Origin of the sequence: Rhodoferax koreense, from assembly GCF_001955695.1 — a bacterium.
Lineage (GTDB): Bacteria > Pseudomonadota > Gammaproteobacteria > Burkholderiales > Burkholderiaceae_C > Rhodoferax_B > Rhodoferax_B koreensis.
Map to the genome: position 1 here is coordinate 975,170 of NZ_CP019236.1, position 17,650 is coordinate 992,819.

Consider the following 17,650-nt stretch of genomic DNA (forward strand, 5'->3'; position numbering starts at 1 on the left):
GGGCCTCGATACGGGCCCACGGTCACGCGGTGCTCAGGCCGCCGGCGCGATGGCCGCGAGCGAGGCTTCCGTTTCGGCCCAGCGCTCCTTGACTTCCAGCAGTGCAGGCATCCGGGCCAGGAACGCCGTGACCAGCTCCGGATCGAAGTGCTTGCCGCTCTCGCGCTGCAGCAGTTCCACCGCGGCCTCCACCGTCCAGGCCTTCTTGTACGGGCGCTCGCTGGTGAGGGCGTCGAACACGTCGGCGATGGCGATGATGCGGCCTTCGATCGGAATCTGCGTGCCCTTGAGTCCGCGCGGGTAGCCGCTGCCGTCCCATTTCTCGTGGTGGGTCAGCGCCACGCTGCTGGCCAGGCGCAGCATGCCGGGCGGATGTTCGCCCAGGATCTCGGCGCCGATCCGGGCGTGGCTGCGCATCACCACCCATTCCTCGGGTGTGAGCGGCCCCTTTTTCTGCAGGATCGCGTCGGGCGTGCCGATCTTGCCCACGTCGTGCATCGGCGCGGCGTTGAACAACTCGTCGGCCTGGGCCGGGCTGTAGCCGATGGCCAGCGCCAGGATGCGCGCGTAGTGGCTCATGCGGATCACGTGCAGGCCGGTTTCGTTGTCCTTGTACTCCGCGGCCATGCCCAGGCGCTGGATGATCTCCAGCCGGGTCTGGCGCAGTTCATCGACCTGGACCAGCGACAGGTGGGTGCGGATGCGGGCGCGGGCGATGCTCGGGTTCACCGGCTTGGTCAGGTAATCCACGCCGCCGACCTCGAAGCCTCGCGCCTCGTCCTCGGTGTCGCTGAGGGTGGTCACGAAGATCACGGGAATGCTGCTGGTGCGGCCGTCCTTCTTGAGCGCGATGCAGGTGGCGAAGCCGGTCATGCCCGGCATCATGACGTCCAGGAGTACCAGGTCGGGTTGTTCGGTGCGGGCCAGTTCCAGTGCGCGTTCGCCGTCCTTGGCGAACAGCAGGCGGTAGTCGTCCTGCAGCATGTGCCGCAGCACCTGGAGGTTGGTGGGCTCGTCGTCGGCAATCAGGATGCGGGGGCGCGAATCAGCGGGAAGCATGGGAGGGCCTTTCATCGGCAAGGGGTGGGAATTGGTCGCGCCAGGCGCGCAGCAGCTGCTCGGCACGGGTGAGTTCGAAATCGCCCAGCGCCGCTTCGAACATGTCGGCCACGGCGGCGTCGCCGCCGCCACGCATGGCCGCGCCGACGGCCTGCAGGCTGGCTTCATCGAGCTCGCCGCGCTGCAGGCTGGTGATGGCACCGCGCGCCAGCGCCAGCGTTTCCGTGGGCACCGGCGTGGCCGCTGAAGGCGGTCCAGGTTCGGTGGCTGCGGTCGCACCAGCGCGCTGGTGCACCGTGGACGGCGGGTCCGGGTTGTCAGCGTGCGCGGCGTGTGCGTCGATCTGGCCGCGCTGCAGTTCGATGGCGCGCCAGGCCTGGCGCAGCGCGGGCAGCATCGCGGCGGCGCGCAACAGGTCCACCGGTTCGACCTGCAGTACCTTTTCCATGGCCGCGGCCGCCTGGGCCAGGGCGGCCAGGCACAGGTTGGCGGCCGCACCGCGCACGCGGTGCACGGCCTGCCGCGCGGCTTCGACACTCCCCTGCGCGAGCAGGCTGGCGAGCGCATCGCAGAACGTGGCGTGTTCCTGCAGAAAGCGTGTGATTGCGTTGGCGTGGGCCCGGCTGCCGCCCCACAGCAAGCGGGCGGCCGTCCAATCGATGGTGGGTGGCGCCAGCGCTCCGGGCGCGAGCGCCGGAGCAGATGGTGCGGATCTGGCGGCGGGCTCCGGCGGTGGTGCGAGGCTGGGCAGCTTGAGCACCCGCGCCATCTCGTTCATCAGCGCCGCGCGGTCGATGGGCTTGGTGGCGAAACCGTCCATGCCGGCGTCGACGGCGGCCTGCCGGTCGGCGATCAGCACGCTGGCGGTGAGCGCGATGATCGGCGTGTGGCGCCGCCCGCCGGCCTGCTCCGCGGCGCGGATGCGGCGCGCGGCTTCCAGGCCGTCGGTGCCGGGCATCTGGACGTCCATCAGCACCAGGTCGAACTCGCCGGACAGGTAGGCGGTGACCGCGGTCTCGCCGTCGGTGGCGGTGGTGACGTGGTGGCCAGCCTCGGCCAGGATCAGCGAGAGCAGTTCCAGGTTCTGCGGCACGTCGTCCGCGGCCAGGATGTGCAGCGACGCGAACTCATACAGCAGCACATCGGTGTCGGCGCTCACCGGCCGGCCCTCGGCCAGCGGCAGTTCGACGCAGAAGACGCTGCCCACACCCAGCGCACTCTGCACCGAGAGCCGTCCGCCCATGAGTTCGACGAGCTGGCGCGCGATGGTGGTGCCCAGCCCGGTGCCGCCGAAGCGGCGGCTCATCGACGCGTCGGCCTGGGCGAACGGGTCGAAGATGCCGTCCAGCCGTTCCGGGGCGATGCCGATGCCGGTGTCGCGCACGACCAGCCGGATGTTGCGCGTCGGGTCGGTGGCTGGGCCCACCTCGAGCCGCACCTCGCCCTGCAGCGTGAACTTGACGGCATTGCCGACGAGATTCGTCAGCACCTGCTGGATGCGCAGCGCGTCACCGTTGAAGTACTCGGGCACATCCTCGGCGTAGTCCAGCCACAGGGACAGGCCCTTGCTGGCCGCGCCGAGTTCGAGCGAATCGACCACCTGCTGGCTCAGCTCTCGCAGCGAGAAGTCGCGCTGCTCCAACTCGAAGGCGCCGCGCTCGAGCTTGGCCGTGTCGAGGATGTTGTTCAGCAGGCCCAGCAGCGAACGCGCGCTGTTGCGCACGGTGCCGACGTGTCGGCGCTGCTGGGTGTCGAGGGCGGTGCCCAGCAGCAGCTCGCTGAAGCCGATGACGGCGTTCATCGGCGTGCGTATCTCGTGGCTCATGTTGGCCAGGAAGGTGGTCTTGGCTGCGGCCGCCTGTTCGGCCTGGTCCTTGGCGGTGCGCAGCGCCTCCTCCATGGTCTTGCGGGCGGTGATGTCCATGAGGATGCCGTCGAACCACTTCACGCGCCGGTTCTCGTCGAGGACCGGCGCACCCTGATACCACACCCAGACGGTGCCGCCGTCGCGGTGCCGCATCGGCTTTTCGACCGAGTAGCCGCTGCGCTGCGCAATCGACTGGCGCACCATCTTCTGCACGTCCGCCAGGTCATCGGGCGCCAGCAAGGCATGGAGGTGGATGCGGCCCTGCATGAAGTCTTCGGCGCTCCAGCCGACGATGGCATGGATCGCATCGCTGATGAACGCCGTGCGCCAGTCCAGTAGCGTGCGGATCGAGGCGCCGGGCGTGTTGCCGATGAGCGAACGCGTGAGTTGCTCGCTCTCGCGCAGCGCCAGTTCGATGGCCTTGCGTTCGGTGATGTCGATGAGGATGCCGTCGACTGAGATCACCACGTCGTCGTCCCCGACGATCGGCGTGCCGTGGAACATCGTGTGCACGACGCGGCCGTCACGGTGGAACATGCGATGGTCGTTGGTGTAGCTGCGCCGCTCGGCGATCGCCGCGTTGGCCACGGCCACGGCCTTGGCTACGTCGTCCGGATGCAGCAGGTCCTTGAAGTCGACGCGCCCGGCCATGAAGTCGTCTGCACTCCAGCCCAGCATGCGATGGACCCCGTCACTCACGAACAGGGGTGCCCAATCGGGGGTGACACGCAACGTGGTGCCAGGCATGTTGCTGATCAGCGACCGCGTGAAGCGCTCGCTGTCCAGGAGGGCTTCCTCGACGGCCTTGCGGTCGCTGATGTCCAGCAGCACGCCGTCGACCCACATCGGAACCCCTTGCGCGTTGCGCGTGGCGCGCCCGCGCACCGAGACCCAGTGCACATCGCCGTTGCGGTGCAGGAGCCGGAACTCGCACACATAGCCCCTGTGCTCGGTCAGCGCCGATCGGATCTCCGCGTACAGCGACGCCCGGTCGTCCGGATGCACATGCTGGCTCATCCTGCGGCCCTTGTGCATGAATTCGTCGGCCTCCCAGCCGGTGAAAGTCTCGATGGCGGCGCTGACGAATTCCGTGGTCCAGTGCTCGTCCACCAGCGAGCGGAACGCGACGCCGGGCAGGTTGTCGACGAGCGAGCTGATCTGCGCCTCGCGCTCCCGCAGTGCGCGCTCCATTTCGTGGCGCTCGGTGACGTCGATCAGCATGCCGTCCACCCATTGCACCTGGCCCTGGTCGTCCAGCAGGGGCGAGCCCTGGAACCAGATCCACACGACACGGCCGTCGCGGTGCACCACGCGGCCTTCGATGGAGCAGTTTTGCCTGGTCGCCACCGCATCGTTGGCCACCTTCAGTGTCTGCGGCAGATCGTCCGGGTGGAAGATCTTCTCGAAGTCGACCCGTCCTTCGCTGAAGTCCGCAGGGGTCCAGCCGAGGATGTTTTCGATGGCGTCGCTGACGAAGACCGTGGCCCAGTTCGGCAGGAAACGGATCACGGCGCCGGGCGCGTTGTTCATCAGCGAGCGGGTGAGCTGCTCGCTCGCGCGCAGCGCCTGTTCCGCGGTCCTGCGGTCGGTGGTGTCGAACATCACGCCTTCGACCCACACCGGCAGGCCGGCCTCGTCATAGGTGATGCTGCAGCGGGCCGACATCCAGAAGACACGCCGGTCGCGGTGCACCATGCGCAGCTCGACGACGAAGTTGCGGCGTTCCTTGATGGCCAGCTCGACTTCCGCCACCACGCGCAGTTCGTCGGAGCGATGCACGTGCCCGCGCAGGTGGCGGCCGTGCCGCAGGAAATCCTCGGCGGTCCAGCCGGTGATGGACTCAATGGCGGCGCTCACGAAAAGCGTGCTCCAGTCGGCGATCTTCAGCCGGAAGGTCACGCCGGGGACGTTGGCGATCAACGAGCGGTAGGCGTGTTCGCTGTCGCGCAGGGCCTGCTCCATGGCCTTGCGCTCGCTGATGTCGATGATCACGCCGTCGATCCAGCGCGGTGCGCCGTCTTCGCCGTAGACCGCGCCGCCGCGGGCCCAGACCCAGAGCCAGTGGCCGTCGCGGTGCCGGATGCGGTATTCGATCGAGAAGGGGTGCCCGGCGGCGATGGCCTGCATGCGCTCGGAGAGCGTGCGCTCCAGGTCGTCCGGATGGATCAGGTCGGCGTACTCCTTGGCCCGCTGCGTGAACAGGTGCGCCGGCCAGCCGGTCACGGTGCGCATGGCGTCGTTGAGGAAGACGAAACGGATCGCACGGCCGGGCTCGCTGCGAAAGGCGATGCCGGGCAGGTTGGCGATCAACGAGCGGAACTGCTCCTCGCCGTCGCGCAGCGCCTGCTCGGCGGCCTTGCGTTCGCTGATGTCGATCAGCAGGCCGTCGAGCCACAGCGGCTGGCCCTCGGCGTCGCGCACCACGCCGCCGCGCGACAACACCCAGACGGTGTGCCGATGCCGGTGCAGAAGCCGGAACTCGGTCTCGTAGTGGCCGCCTTCGCGCAGCGCCTGCAGCGTGTCGCGTTCGAAGAGCGCGCGATCGGCGGGATGCACGAGGTGGATGACCTGTTGGCGGCCTTCGAGGAACTCGGCGGCGGGCCAGCCGGTCAGCGCCTTCGCGCCTTCGCTCACGAACACCGGCCGGTCGTCGTCGAGCAGCCGGCGGTAGGCCATGCCGGGGCTGTTGTGCAGCAGCGAGCGGTATTGCGCCTCGCTGTCGTGCAGCGCCTGCTCCATGGCGCGGCGTTCGCTCACGTCGGTGACCAGCGCCACGTACCACGGCCGCCGGCCCGAGCGTGCCGTGCCCAGGGCCAGCCGTACCGGGCGCAGGCTGCCGTCGCGGTGCCGGGCCAGCATCTCGCGGCCGATGCCCTCGGCGGCGTCGGCGCGCAAGCGGTCTGCGAAATCTTGTTCGGGGGCGCTCTCGACGCCGCGTTCGGAAGTGTCGGGGTTGGGCCCATGGATCTCCGGCAACAGCAGGCTGGCATGGCGGCCCGACAATTCGGCGGCGGACCAGCCGAACAGCCGCTCCGCGGCCGGGTTGGCCCGCTGGATCAGGCCGGCCTCGTCGAGCATCAACAGGCCGTCGGCCACGGTGTCGACGATGGCGAGCAAACGTGCCTCGGCGGCCTTGCCTTGCTGCAGGAGATGGCGGTAGTGCAGCACGCCGTTGGCGCTCGCCATCAGGATCAACAGCAGCAGCGTGCCCAGGCTCACGGCGAGCACCGTGGCCGTGGCGCCCCCCTCGGATCGCTGTGCCATGAGGTCGAGCGCCAGGCGCGGCGCGGCGGTCCAAGTCGTTCCGGCCAGCGCGAGATGGTGCGCGATGGCGATGGCCAGTCCCAGCACCGCGCCGCTGAACCACATGGTCTGCAACGGCGAGGGATTGCCAGCTGGCGCGTCCGATGCCGTCACGGCACGCGTCGCTGCGCCGGGCAGCTTGCGGTCGCCGCCAAAGCGCAGGCGCAGGGCCATGGTGGCCAGCACCACGCTGACACACAGTGCGGCGGCCACCGACCAGGGCGCGCTCCGCGCCGCGTAAGGCGCGGGCACGGCCATCATCCCGACGTAGTGGGTGCCTACGATGCCTGCGCCGAGCAGCAGCCCGGCCAGCGCCTGCCACAAGGCCGTGACTTCGGTCCGCATGAACATCCAGAGTGCGGCGGCGGCACCGAAGAAACCGGGCAGCAGCGACAGCAGCGTGGCCGGGTGCCAGAACTGCAGCGGCTGATGCAGCAGGAGCGACAGCAGTCCGATGAACGAGGTGGACCAGATCGCACCGGCCAATGCCAGTGCGCCCGCCAGGATGGTGATCAGCCGTGGCAGGCGCAGTTCGCCGGCTTGCGCGCGGGCAGCCAGATGCAGGGCGAGGGTGGACGCCAGCAGTGCCACGACCAGCGCGACAGCGGCCAGCCAGAAATCGTGACCGGCCTGGAACCGCAGGGGCGAATCGCCCACGCCAGAGAGGAGCCGGTGGATGACGTCCATTTCTTGAAATACTCGGTGAAAAAGGTATACACCATTATTTCCTGATATGAACGCATGCTTATCCTTATAAAGAAAGGCATTTCATGCGCACTTGCGAATTTCGCAAGCGCCAAAATCGTGAAAACTGTTCGAGAGCCGCTTTTCCACCGTCCACCGCGGGCAGCCCGGCAGCGCCCTACAGACGGGCGATCGCCGAGCGCAACTCGTCCACGCCCAGCACCTCGGACAACACCACGGGTGCGCGCCCGCTCTTGTAGAGCACATACACCGGCACGCCGCTGCGGCCGAGCCGGGCCAGCGCCGCGGTGATGGCCGGGTCGCGCCGGGTCCAGTCCGCCCGCAGCAACTGCACGTTCTTGGCGGCGAGGTCGGCCAGCACCGAGGCGTTGGCGAGCGTGGTCTTCTTGTTGTACTGGCAGGTGACGCACCAGGCGGCGGTGAAGTCCACCATCACCGGCTGGCCGGCCGCCAGGGCCTGGTCCACGCGTTCGGGTGCCCAGGCCTGCCAGCGTTCGCCCGCCGCCGCCGCCGTGGTGCCGGCGGGGGCGGCGGCCACCACGGTACCGCCGATGGTGCCGGCCAGCAGTGCCAGCGCCGCGATCGACAAGGCCGCCACCACCAGCCGCGTGCGGCCGGCCAGCGTGAGCGACCACAGCACCGCGCTCACCGCCACCAGCAGCGCCAGTAGCGCGCCCGCGCCGTCGATGCCGCTTTGCTGGCCCAGCACCCAGACCAGCCAGGCCACGGTGGCGAACATCGGAAAAGCCATGAAACGGCGCAGCGTGTCCATCCAGGCGCCGGGCCGGGGTAGCCAGCGGGCCACGGCCGGCAGCCAGCTCGCCAGCAGGTAGGGCAGGGCCATGCCCAGGCCGATGGCCGCGAACACCGCCAGCGCCTGCGCCGTGGGCAGCGCCACGGCCAGCCCCAGCGAGGCCCCCATGAACGGCGCGGTGCAGGGCGAGGCAACGGCCACGGCGAGCATGCCGGAGAGAAACGCGTTCGCCGCCGGGTGGCGCGCCTCCATGGCGGCAAGCCGACCCGGCAGGAACTGGCCGAATTCGAACAGCCCCGCCAGGTTCAGCCCGATCACCGTGAACAGCAGGGCCAGCGCCGCGACCATGGCCGGCGACTGCAACTGGAAGCCCCAGCCCAGCTGCGCGCCGGCCGCGCGCAGCGCCAGCATCAGCGCGCCGAGCGCGAGGAACGAGACGATAACGCCGGCGGCATACGCCAGGCCGCCGACCCGGCGCGCTTGCCGGTCTTGCGCGTGCCGCGCGAAGCCCACGACCTTGATGGCGAGAATGGGAAACACGCAGGGCATCAGGTTCAGGATCAGCCCGCCGAGCAGGGCACCGAGGAGCGCCGCGATCAGCGACAGGTTCGGCCCGGTTGCTGTGTCTGCTGTGTTGGCCGCATTGCCGGCCAAGGCCGCCTGCAAGGCCGGCGACACCTCGGCGCGGGCCGCTGCGGGGGGCCAGGGCGTGGTCACCCGGGCTTCGGCGCGATACCCCTGGCGCGCCCCTTCCTCGCCGCCGACCAGCACGACGGGCATCGACGCCGGGCCCTGGCTGCGCTGCGCCGACAGCGGCACGCGGGCCGTCCACACATCGCCCACCCAGGCCTGGCTGTACGGCGCCGCGGTCTCGATGACTTCGCCGGTCTCGGGGAAGAACTCCAGCGTTCTGCCGCGCAGCGCCGCCGGCAGACCCGGCACGCTGACCTGTAGCGTCTGGCCGTCCACAGCCAAGCTGCTGCCCGGCGGCAGGTCTTGCGGCTGGGCCTTCTGCGCCGCTTCGAACGCCGCGCCGTTGATGCCGGTGGAGCCCCGCACCGGGATTTTTAATGCGAACTCGCCTTCCTCGGGAATGCATTCCTTGCGGCACACCAGCCAGACGGCCTTGAGCCGGACCTCGAGTTCGCTGGCCAGCAGCGAAGGCTTGAAGTCGGGCGTGATGGTCAGCGGCACCGGCAGCAGCACCGTGTGTTCATAACCGTAGTTGGCCAAGTTGCCGATCGGGATCTTTTTCGGGATCGGCCAGGCGATGTCGCCGGCCATCACGCCCGGCGGCAAGGTCCATTCGAGCTGCGTCGGCAGGCCGGAGTCGCCCGAATTCTTCCAGTAAGTGTGCCACTCGGGCTGGTGCGTGAGCTGCAACCCGACCCAGACCGGTTCGCGCGGTGCGATGCCATTCGGCGCGTGGGCCATCAACTCGGCCCGCACCTGCGGCGTGGTCACCGTGTTTTTGAGACTGTTTTGGGCTTCGGCGCTGGTGGAAAGCGCGCCGATAGCTATCAAAAAAATAGCAAACAGTAACCGCAGGTGGGAGGAGGAGCGATGGATCATGGAAGCTTGTCGGAGCACGGACGCGAGGGCGAAGTTCCTGCCCGGCTCAGGCCGGTGCGAAGCCGAGCACGACGCGGCGTGTCGTGGCGGATTTCTTCTCGATCTTGGTGACGACGACGGCGCCGATCTCCGAGGTGTTGGCCACATGCGTGCCGCCGCAGGGCTGCAGGTCGATCAATGCGTCGCCGCCGATGCGGATGGTGCGGATGCGCCCGCTGCCGCGCGGTGGCTGCACCGACATGCTCTTGACCAGGGCCGGGTTCGCGTCGAGTTCTTCGTCGGAAATCTCGCCCACGGTGAGCGGATGCGCCGCCGCCACCAGGCGGGCGATGCCGGCAGTCAGGGCGTCCTTGTCCAGCGGGTCGGTCATGCTGAAGTCGAGCCGTGCGTAGTCGGGCGTGATCGAGCAGCCGTTCACCAGTTGCGGCACCAGGTGGCACAGCAGGTGGGTGGTGGTGTGAAAGCGCATGAGCCGATGCCGGCGCTGCCAGTCGATGCGGGCGATGACGGCGTCGCCCGGCTGGATTCGCGCCAGCACTTCCCCCTGGTCGTTGGCCGGCACATGCACGATGTCGGCCGTCGGTTGGCCCTCGGCGTCCTTGCCCTTGCGGGTGTCGGCGATGGCCAGCACCGAGCCATCGGCCAGCGCCAGCACGCCGCTGTCGCCGGCCTGGCCACCGCCGAGGGGGTAGAACACGGTGCGGTCGAGCACCACGCCCTGCTCGGTGACGGCGGTGACGGTGGCGGCGGTCTCGGTGAGGTAGGCGTCCTGGCGGAAGAGGTCTTGGGTCATGGCGACGGCGTGCTGTGGCGGTAAACCGCCGATTGTCCGCGCTCCGGCCGCATGGCTTGCCCGGTCGCTGGTGGATCTCGTGGGGCCAGCGGGGCCAAGCTCCCCAGCGGGCGGTAACCCGCTGGTGGCTTGTCATGCCAGGTACACCGGTAAGTGCGCTGGCAGTGGAGACAAGTGTCTCGCGGCAGCGCCGGAAAGTCTTTCTTGTTATTCGATGAATTCAAGAAAATTAAGACAAAATTTCTTATTTATGGGTTTGGGTAGATAATTTATCTTCATGGATAAGATCGACAGAAAAATCCTTCAAGTTCTGCAGGCCAACGCACGCGCCAGCCTGCAGGAGATCAGCCAGGCGGTCGGCCTGAGCGCCACGCCATGCTGGGGCCGCATCAAGAAGATGGAAGAGTCCGGCGTGATCGAGGGCTACACCATCCGCCTGAATGCGCAGGCGCTCGATCTCGGCGACACGGTGCTGGTGCAGGTCACGCTCGACAGCCATTCCGACAACACGCTGGAGAAATTCGGCGAGACGCTGGCCGGCATTCCGGAGGTGATCGAGGCCTACCTCGTCTCCGGCGACTACGACTACCTGCTGCGCGTGGCGGTGAAGGACACCAAGGACTACGAGCGGCTGCTGCGCGAGCGGCTGTACAAGATCAAGGGCATCCGGCACAGCAAGTCGAGCTTCGTGCTGCGCACCTTGAAGAAGGCGGATCTGCCGCTTTAGCGCTTCAGCCTCTGTTGCAGGCGGCGCTCAGACACACCTGGCGCCGTCCACTTCGATGCACACGCCGCTGATGAACGCGGCTTCGTCGCTGGCGAGGTACAGCGCGGCATTCGCCACGTCCAGCGCCGTCGAGAAACGCCCCAGCGGGATCGTCGCCAGGAACTTGGCGCGCCGTGCCTCGTCCACCGGGCCGCCGGCGAACTCGGCCGACAGGCCGGTGTCGGGGTTGAACACCGGGTTCAGGCAGTTCACGCGGATGTTGTCCGGCCCGAGTTCGGCGGCCAGCGACTTGCTGACCGTGATGGCCGCGCCCTTGGAGGCGTTGTACCAGGTCAGGCCCGGGCGCGGGCGCAGGCCGGCGGTGGAGGCGATGTTGATGAAGCTGCCGCCGCCGGCCGCGCGGAACACCGGCACGGCGTGGATCGTGGCCAGGTAGATGCTCTTCACGTTGACGTCGAAACACTTGTCGAATTCGGCCTCGGGCACTTCGAGCGCAGGCCGGTTGCGGTGCGTCCAGCCGGCGTTGTTGACCATCACGTCGAGCCGGCCGTAACGTTTAAGGGCCGTATCGACCAAGCCCTTCACGTCGTCCGTCTTGGTGACGTCGGCGGCGAAGAAGGAGGCCGTACCGCCGGCCGCGACGATCTCGCCGACGACCTTCTCGCCGTGCGCGGTGTGGATGTCGTTGACCACGACCTTGGCGCCCTCGGCCGCGAGCCGCTTGGCGATGCCTTCGCCGATGCCGCCACCGGCGCCGGTGACGATGATGACTTTGTTTGCGAGGCGCATGGGAATGTCTCCTGATGATGATTGAAAAGGTGCTCGGGGTGCTTCGACGGGCTCAGCACGAACGGATGTTGGTGACCGTTCGCCCTGAGCCTTTCGCAGGACCTGGTTCTGACCAAGTGCTTCGACAGGCTCAGCACGAACGGGGTGGACTCAGCACGAACGGGGTGGACTGATTCGAATGGGTGTATCCGTTTCCCTGTTCGCCCTGCGCTTGTCGACGGGGCTGGTTCGGACAAGGTGCTTCGACGTGCTCAGCGCGAACGGATGTTGGTAACCGTTCGCCCTGAGCCTGTCGAAGGGCCTGGTGCGGATGAGCCGTGCCTTAATCGTGTTTGATCGAAATGGTCTTCAAAACGGTGAAGCCATACAGCGCTTCGAATCCTTTTTCGCGCCCATACCCGCTGGCCTTCACTCCACCGAACGGCAACTCGATGCCGCCACCGGCCCCGTAGTTGTTGATGAACACCTGGCCAGAGCGCACCTTCTTCGCGATGCGCATCTGCCGGCCGCCGTCGCGTGTCCAGACGCTCGCCACCAGGCCGTAGTCCGTGCCGTTGGCCAGCCGCACCGCATCGGCCTCGTCATCGAACGGCATCGCGGCGATCACGGGTCCGAAGACTTCTTCCTGCGCCAGCCGGTGCCGGGCCGGCACATCGCGCACCAGCGTCGGCGCCTGGTAGAAGCCGCCCTTCGGCGCCTCGGGCACGATCTGGCTCTGCGCGGCGATGCCCAGGCCGTCGCGCCGCACTTCGTCGAGGAACGCGCTGACACGTTGCAGTTGCGTGTGGCGAATCAACGGGCCGCAGTCCAGATCCATCTGCGAGGGGCCGACACGCAGCTGACTGAACGCGGTGGAGAGCCGGTCGATCACCTTCTCGTAGGCGCTGCGTTCCACCAGCAGCCGGCTGCCGGCCGAACAGGTCTGGCCCGCGTTCTGCACGATGGCGTTCACCACCACCGGCAGCATGGCGTCGAAGTCGGCGTCGGCGAACACGATCTGCGGCGACTTGCCGCCGAGCTCCAGCGTCACCGGGGTGTGGTTTTCGGCGGCGGCGCGCACCACCACCTTGCCGATGGCCGGCGAGCCGGTGAACGAAACATGGTCGATGCCGCGGTGCTTCACCAGCGCGTCGCCCACTTCATGGCCGTAGCCGGTGACGATGTTGAGCGCGCCCGGCGGAAAGCCGACCTCGGCCGCGAGTTCGGCCACGCGCAGCAGCGACAGGCAGGCGTCCTCGGCCGGCTTGACCACGCAGGCGTTGCCCGCGGCCAGTGCGCCGCCCACGCTGCGGCCGAAGATCTGCAGCGGGTAGTTCCAGGGAATGATGTGGCCGGTCACGCCATGCGGCTCGCGCACCGACAGCACGGTGTAGCCGTTCTGGTAGGGGATGGTGTCGCCGTGCAGCTTGTCGGCTGCGCCGGCATAGAACTCGAAGTAGCGGACCACGGCGGCGGCGTCGGCGCGCGCCTGCTTCAGCGGCTTGCCGCAGTCGCGGGCTTCGATCTGTGCCAGCTCTTCCGCCTTGTCCTGCATCTTCTGCCCGAGCTTGTACAGCAACCGGCCACGCTCGGCGGCGGTGAGCCGGCCCCAGTCGCCCTCATAGGCCGTGCGGGCGGCCTGCACGGCGGCGTCGATGTCCGCGTTGTTGCCGCGCGCCAGGGCGTCGAAGGTCTCGCCGGTGGAGGGGTCGATGACGGGAATGGCTTCGCCCGAGGCGCCGGCCACCCAGCGGTTGGCGATGAAATGTTGCTTCACGTTGTCTCCGTTTTTGGCGCTGCGAGGCGGGGCGCTTGTCCCCCGAAACCTGGCAGCGTGTGTGTGGGGCATCATGGGACGTGGTTCAAAAGTTGTCAACAAGGTTTACTTGTAGTCGGTGCGCCGATGGCATTCCGTAGATAACTGTAGGGATCAGGTGGTGAGAAAGTTGTAAACCTATCCTGCCAAACCCTGACCGGCGATGAAGCCACCGCGCAGATAATTCCGAGATGCGCAACTTGCACGCCGTACCGAAAACCGCCGCCGAGCCCTTGCACCAGGGATTGGAGCCGGTGCGCCACGAACGCTTCGCCGAGCGCGTGTACGACCACCTGTTCCATTCGATCATGACCGGCAAGCTCGCCCCGCGCGCGCGGCTGCCGTCCGAAGTCGAACTCGCGGCGATGTTTGCCGTGTCGCGCCCGGTGGTGCGGCAGGCGCTGGACCGGCTGCGCAACGACCGGCTCGTCGAATCGATCCGCGGTTCGGGCACCTATGTCTCGGCCGACCCGAGCCCGGCGCCCGCCGTGCCGCAGGCGCGGTCACCGGCCGACATGAGCCACATCTTCCACGGCCTGGAACTGCGCCTGGTGATCGAGCCCGAATGCGCCTACCTGGCCGCGTTGCGCCGCAAGCCGAAGGACCTGGCGCGCATGAAGGAGATGCTCGACGGTTTCGAGCGCGCCGCAGCCAGCGGCGACGTGGCCCACCACTTCGACTACGGCTTCCACGAGACCATCGCCCAGGCGACGGGCAACCCGCGCATGGTCCAGGTGCTGAAGACCCTGGAATACGACGTGAGCCACGCCGTCAACCTGTGGCGTCACCTGGCGCACATGAAACCCTGGCGCCGCACGCAGGATGCGCTGGACGAGCACCGGGCGATCTTCGAGCTGATCAAGAGCCAGGACGCCGAAGCCGCGCGGCGGCGCATGCGCGGGCATGTGGAGAACGCGCGCATCCGGATGCTGGAGGCGGAGCCGGGGATTTGAAGCAGGCCCTTCGACAAGCTCGGGGCGAACGGTAACCACCGCCGTGCGTGCCGAGCCCGTCGAAGCACGACATGCAGCCGCCTATTGCGGCAACGGCAGCGCCGTCTTGTACCGCACCTGCTTCAACGCAAAACTCGACCGGATCTTCTCGATGCCCGGGATCGGCGTGAGCTGCTCCACGATGAATTTCTCCAGCGCCGCCATGTCGGCCACGGCCACGCGGATCAGGTAGTCGGAGTCGCCGGTCATCAAATAGCACTCCATCACCTCGTCGTGCAGCGCGATGCGGTGCTCGAACAGGGCCAGCGCTTCCTTGCTCTGCGTCTTGAGGCTGATCGAGATGAACACATTCAGCCCCAGCCCGAGCGCCTTGGCGCTGGCCAGCGCCACGTAGCGGTCGATCACCCCACTGGCCTCGAGCGCCTTCACACGCGCCAGGCAGGGCGAGGGCGACAGGTGGACGCGGCGGGCGAGTTCCACGTTGGAAAGGCTGCCGTCGTGTTGAAGTTCGGCGAGGATGCGCAGGTCGACCGCGTCAAGTTTCATTTTTCTGCCGGGAATTTTTGAGAATGCAGCAGATTATGCTGCTGTTGACGGCCGCATCGGCCGTCTATGGCAACACCTGCGCCGGGCTTCGATCTACGATGCTTCATCGATCCAAAGGCCCGAGACCCATGAACGCTTCCACGCCCCACGCGCTGCTGACTTCCCGCGATGAAACCGACATCGATCCCCAGGAAACCGCGGAATGGCACGATGCCTTCGCCGCGCTGGTGGCCACCCAGGGCCCGGCGCGCGCGCGCCAGATCCTCGACGAGCTAGCCCGCGTCGCACGCGCGCAGCGCATCGGCTGGCAACCGGAACTGAGCACGCCGTACTTCAACACCATCCGCGTCGAGCAGCAGCCGGTGTTTCCGGGCGACCTGGCCATCGAGGAACGGCTCGGCTCGCTGATGCGCTGGAACGCCCTGGCCATGGTGGTGCGGGCCAACGAGGCCTATGGTGAACTCGGCGGGCACATTGCGAGTTATGCGAGTGCGGCCGATCTGTTCGAAGTCGGCTTCAACCATTTCTTCAACGCACGCAGTGAACAGAGCAAGGGCGATCTGGTGTTCTTCCAGCCGCACAGCGCGCCCGGTGTGTATGCGCGCGCCTTCCTCGAAGGCCGGCTCGAGGAGCGCGACCTGACCTTCTACCGCCAGGAACTGAGTGCGCCGGCGCAGGGGGCTCGTGGCCTGTCGAGTTATCCGCATCCCTACCTGATGCCCGACTTCTGGCAGTTCCCCACGGGCTCGATGGGCATCGGGCCGATCAGCTCGATCTACCACGCGCGTTTCATGCGCTACCTCAGCGACCGCCGACTCCTCGACTGCGCGGGCCGCAAGGTCTGGGGCGTGTTCGGCGATGGCGAGATGGACGAGCCCGAATCCATGAGTGCGCTGACGCTCGCCGCGCGCGAAGGGCTGGACAACCTGGTGTGGGTCGTCAACTGCAACCTGCAGCGCCTGGACGGCCCGGTGCGCGGCAACGGCCGCATCATCGACGAGCTCGAAAAACTCTTCGCCGGCGCGGGCTGGAACGTGATCAAGCTCGTCTGGGGCTCGGACTGGGACGGCCTGTTCGCACGCGACACCACCGGCGCCCTGACGCGCGCCTTCGCGCAGACCGTGGACGGCCAGATGCAGACCTTCGCCGCCAAGGACGGCCGCTACAACCGCGAACACTTCTTCGGCCAGAACGAGGAACTGCAGCGCCTGGCCCAGGGCATGACCGACGAGCAGATCGACCGGCTCAAGCGCGGCGGCCACGACGTGGTGAAGATCCACGCCGCCTATGCCGCCGCGGCGCGACACCGCGGCCAGCCGACGGTGATCCTCGCCCACACCAAGAAGGGTTACGGCATGGGCGCGGCCGGCCAGGGCAAGATGACCACGCACAGCCACAAGAAGTTCGACGAGACCGACCTCATCGCGTTCCGCAACCGCTTCAACCTGCCGCTGACCGACGAACAGGTGACTTCGCTCACTTTCTACAAGCCGGCTGAAGACAGCCCCGAGATGCAGTACCTGCACGCCAGGCGGCAGGCCTTGGGCGGCTACCTGCCGAAACGCGAGACGGCCTGCGAGGTCTTGCCCGTGCCCGAAATTGCGTCGTATGCGCAGTTCGCGCTGGCCGCCGAAGGCAAGGAGATGAGCACCACCATGGCCTTCGTGCGCCTGCTCGGCAACCTGCTGAAACACGCCGAACTCGGCCCGCGCATCGTGCCCATCGTGGCCGACGAGGCGCGCACGTTCGGCATGGCCAACCTGTTCAAGCAGGTCGGCATCTATTCCAGCGTGGGCCAGAAATACGCACCGGAAGACATCGGCTCGGTGCTCAGCTACCGCGAGGCACTCGAAGGCCAGATCCTGGAGGAAGGCATCAGCGAGGCCGGCGCCATCGCCAGCTGGACCGCCGCCGCCACCAGCTACAGCGTGCACGGCCTGGCCATGCTGCCGTTCTACATCTATTACTCGATGTTCGGCTTCCAGCGCGTGGGCGACGCCATCTGGGCCGCGGCCGACCAACGCGCGCGCGGTTTCCTGCTCGGCGCCACCTCGGGCCGCACCACACTCGGCGGCGAAGGCCTGCAGCACCAGGACGGCAGCAGCCATCTCGTGGCCGCGACCATCCCCAACTGCAAGGCCTACGACCCGGCCTTCGCCGGCGAGATGGCCGTCATCATCGACCGCGGCATGCGCGAGATGGTGGTCGAGCAGCAGGACGTTTTCTACTACGTCACGCTGATGAACGAGAACTACGCCCAGCCCAGCCTGCCCGATGGCGTGGCCGAGGACGTGATTCGAGGTTGCTATAAATTTGGGAGCTACTCGCGCAGAAAGGATGAGCGCCAGAGCCATGAAAAGCTTGAAAAAGTGACGCTGCTGGGCTCGGGTGCCATCCTCACCGAAGTCATCCAGGCCGCCGAACTGCTGGTTGATGAAGGCGTGGAGGTCGACGTGTTCAGCGTCACCAGCTGGAGCGAACTCGCGCGTGACGGCCAACGCGTGGCGCTTGGCGAAGTCGGCGCGTTGCTGCCTGGCGAGCCGAGCTTCGTCGCGCGCCAGCTGGCCGAAAGTGCCGGCCCGATCATTGCGGCCACCGACTATGTGCGCGCCGTGCCCGAAAGCATCCGCGCCTACCTGCCCCGTGGCCGCGACTACCTCACACTCGGCACCGACGGCTTCGGCCGCAGCGATACGCGTGCCGCGCTACGCAGCTTCTTCGGCGTGGACGCGGCCAGCATCGTGCAGGCCGTGCGGCACGCGTTGCGCTGATCAGCCGGGCGCAAAG

General features: G+C 67.7%; 10 protein-coding genes. 3 read left to right on the plus strand and 7 right to left on the minus strand.

The window, feature by feature from the left end:
* Nucleotides 1-33 precede the first annotated feature (33 nt).
* The 4 genes from RD110_RS04645 to RD110_RS04660 form a co-directional block, all read right to left on the minus strand.
* On the minus strand, nt 34-1,059 hold the full coding sequence (locus tag RD110_RS04645) for a response regulator (RefSeq protein WP_076197154.1): 1,026 nt from the start codon (nt 1,057-1,059) through the stop codon (nt 34-36).
* The gene (locus RD110_RS04650) at nt 1,046-6,916 is read right to left on the minus strand and encodes a PAS domain-containing protein (RefSeq protein WP_076197156.1); all 5,871 of its coding nucleotides are present in this window, start codon (nt 6,914-6,916) and stop codon (nt 1,046-1,048) included. Before RD110_RS04650 ends, RD110_RS04645 begins: the two co-directional genes overlap by 14 nt.
* A 175-nt stretch (nt 6,917-7,091) precedes the next feature.
* On the minus strand, nt 7,092-9,260 hold the full coding sequence (locus tag RD110_RS04655) for a protein-disulfide reductase DsbD family protein (RefSeq protein WP_083686101.1): 2,169 nt from the start codon (nt 9,258-9,260) through the stop codon (nt 7,092-7,094).
* Nucleotides 9,261-9,306: 46 nt separating this feature from the next.
* Nucleotides 9,307-10,053, minus strand: a complete 747-nt coding sequence (locus tag RD110_RS04660; RefSeq protein WP_076197158.1) for an alanyl-tRNA editing protein — start codon at nt 10,051-10,053, stop codon at nt 9,307-9,309.
* Nucleotides 10,054-10,330: 277 nt separating this feature from the next.
* On the opposite strand from RD110_RS04660, the gene RD110_RS04665 reads away from it, so the two are divergent.
* Entirely contained in the window at nt 10,331-10,780 is a 450-nt protein-coding gene (locus tag RD110_RS04665; protein ID WP_076197160.1) for an Lrp/AsnC family transcriptional regulator, read from the plus strand.
* A 27-nt stretch (nt 10,781-10,807) separates the two neighbouring features.
* On the opposite strand, the gene RD110_RS04670 is transcribed toward RD110_RS04665, so the two are convergent.
* Both RD110_RS04670 and RD110_RS04675 read right to left on the minus strand, forming a co-directional pair.
* The gene (locus RD110_RS04670) at nt 10,808-11,569 is read right to left on the minus strand and encodes an SDR family oxidoreductase (RefSeq protein WP_076197162.1); all 762 of its coding nucleotides are present in this window, start codon (nt 11,567-11,569) and stop codon (nt 10,808-10,810) included.
* A gap of 322 nt (nt 11,570-11,891) precedes the next feature.
* A complete protein-coding gene (locus RD110_RS04675) occupies nt 11,892-13,325 on the minus strand; it encodes an aldehyde dehydrogenase family protein (RefSeq protein WP_076197164.1) in 1,434 nt (477 codons plus the stop codon).
* 230 nt (nt 13,326-13,555) lie between these two features.
* Here RD110_RS04675 and RD110_RS04680 point away from each other — a divergent pair, with 230 nt between their 5' ends.
* Nucleotides 13,556-14,317, plus strand: coding sequence for a FadR/GntR family transcriptional regulator (locus tag RD110_RS04680; RefSeq protein ID WP_076197166.1), 762 nt, complete (start codon nt 13,556-13,558; stop codon nt 14,315-14,317).
* 81 nt (nt 14,318-14,398) lie between these two features.
* Here the strand turns inward: RD110_RS04680 and RD110_RS04685 are convergent, their stop codons facing one another.
* A complete protein-coding gene (locus RD110_RS04685; protein WP_076197168.1) occupies nt 14,399-14,863 on the minus strand; it encodes an Lrp/AsnC family transcriptional regulator in 465 nt (154 codons plus the stop codon).
* Between the two features lie 128 nt (nt 14,864-14,991).
* On the opposite strand from RD110_RS04685, the gene mdeB reads away from it, so the two are divergent.
* Nucleotides 14,992-17,634 (plus strand): alpha-ketoglutarate dehydrogenase, encoded by a 2,643-nt coding sequence (gene mdeB / locus RD110_RS04690; RefSeq protein WP_076197170.1) that lies wholly within the window; start codon nt 14,992-14,994, stop codon nt 17,632-17,634.
* Nucleotides 17,635-17,650 lie beyond the last annotated feature (16 nt).